Here is a 1762-nt window from a genome sequence, read left to right as displayed (position 1 = left end):
GGGCCCAGGGCGATCTCTGCGGCACCGCCGACTACGCCGAGGGCTTCAAGGCCTTCCAGGAGAAGCGCAAGCCGAACTTCACCGGCCGGGGCTGACGGTTCCTGGACCAGCGGCCGAGGCCGCACCCGTCTTCGCGCCGCTGCGCACCGCGTCCCCGATGGCGTTCAGCCCCTCCGGGAGCGTGCCGTTGATCCAGTAGTCGCCCAGGGCCCGGGCACGGAAGGCGATGGGGTTGTGGGTCGCCACGGTCTGGGCGTTGCGCCAGTGCCGGTCCAGCCCCTGGGCCGTAGAGGTCGCCGAGGCCCCCACGGTCAGGAACAGGTCCTGGGCGGCACGCAGGGCCAGCTCGGGGACGGTCACCTGGGCGTGCTCCACGGCGACCTCCGCCAGATGCAGCTCCCGGGGCACCTCACCCTGGTGGCCGAAGCGGTCAGCTCCGGTGGCGGCGGCCGCCGCCAGGGCGTCGTCGAAGGCACGGGCCGCGTGCAGCACCGTGGCCTCGGCGGAGAAGGCCGAGGCCGCGATCCGGCCGGTGGCCTCCTGGATGAGCGGATCCTCCCGGAACGGCAAGCCGGAGCCGGTGTTGAACGTGCGCGCCCGGCCGGCCACCGTAGCGGCGGCGTCCCGGCGGGCCGCCCGGGCGATCCCGGCCAGCACCGCCAACAGCACCAGCTGGAAGAACCCTGCCTCATGAATGGCCTCCGGGGTCCCCACGGTGCGGCCCAGCACGGCGTCCTCCGGGAGCTGGACCTGATCGAACACGGCGGTGCCGGTGCCGGTCAGCTTCTGCCCGAACCCGTCCCAGTCGTCCTCCAGGGTGACGCCGTCCGCATCGGTGGGCACCAGGGCGAACCGGCGTCCGGGCTGCACCGTGCCGTCTGCGTCCTGCACCGCCGCGGAGACCCGGGTGTAGTCGGAGAAGATCGAGCCGGTGGCGTAGAACTTCCGGCCGTTCAGCGTCCACCCGTCCTCGGTGGGCCGCAGCACTGTGTTGAGCGTCCCCAGACGGTTCCCGCCCTTCTCGGTGGACGCGTTCCCCACCGTGACACCGGCCAGGACCCGTGGATACCAGGTGGCCTGGACGTCGTCGGGAAGGAAGCGGAGGGACTCCACGAAGCCGGCGTGGGAGCGGTACAGGTGGGCGATGTTCGAGTCCGCCTCCGCCAGGTCGATCAGCAGACGGATGAAGTCCTCGATGCTGGCCTCCGGCCCGCCGTGCTCCTGCGGGACGCGCAGCGCGCCGAACCCGGCCTGGTCCAGCATCCGCACCTCCTCGAACGGCAACCGGCGCTCCAGGTCCCGTTCCAGCGATCCGGCCGCGATCTGGTCGAAGAGCGGCTGGAAGCGGGCGGACAGGGCGGTGTAGGCGGTGCACATGCGGCGGTCCTCTCGGTCACACCGACGAATCGCGGTGCCCGCCGACGCGGCTCAAGGCCGGGCGATGCGGGACCGGGTCTCCATCGGTCCTGGCGGTAGCACCCGTCGGGGAGGCCCCACGGGTTGCTGCGGCGTCACGGAGCCAGGTCTCTCAGCCGCTCTGGATGGTGATGCGGTCAGACTAGGCGGCACGGGACGGAGAGCGCCGTCACATGGCGTCGTGTGACGCAGACGGGGGTGTCTAGGGAGGGCTGATCGCCACGCTGCTGGACGCCGCCATGGGCGAGGCTGTGCGGGACGGGCTGGAGGAGAGCGAGAAGACCGCCACCGCCCAGCTCGCCGTCACCTACCTGAACCCGGGCCGGATCGGAGACGCCCTCACGGC

2 protein-coding genes, 1 pseudogene and 1 riboswitch are annotated in these 1762 nt (G+C 72.2%); of the genes and pseudogenes, 2 read left to right on the top strand and 1 reads right to left on the bottom strand.

Annotated features, from left to right (window positions below; all coding sequences use genetic code 11):
- Nucleotides 1-95 (top strand): annotated as a pseudogene (locus BM355_RS14745) (enoyl-CoA hydratase/isomerase family protein); the annotation flags it as partial.
- Here BM355_RS14745 and BM355_RS13970 read toward each other — a convergent pair.
- Nucleotides 79-1377: an acyl-CoA dehydrogenase family protein gene (locus BM355_RS13970; RefSeq protein ID WP_091699760.1), complete on the bottom strand. Its 1299-nt coding sequence runs from the start codon at nt 1375-1377 to the stop codon at nt 79-81. The pseudogene BM355_RS14745 and the gene BM355_RS13970 overlap by 17 nt on opposite strands.
- Nucleotides 1378-1454: 77 nt before the next feature.
- Nucleotides 1455-1548: riboswitch (SAM riboswitch) on the bottom strand.
- A gap of 80 nt (nt 1549-1628) precedes the next feature.
- Here BM355_RS13970 and BM355_RS14990 point away from each other — a divergent pair.
- Nucleotides 1629-1762: hotdog domain-containing protein (locus BM355_RS14990; protein WP_425435647.1), on the top strand; the 134-nt coding region annotated here is incomplete at its 3' end.

Source organism: Micrococcus terreus (genome assembly GCF_900116905.1).
Classification (GTDB): domain Bacteria; phylum Actinomycetota; class Actinomycetes; order Actinomycetales; family Micrococcaceae; genus Citricoccus; species Citricoccus terreus.
Note: the sequence above shows the minus strand (reverse complement) of the source record. Positions and strands in the feature narration are given on the sequence as shown.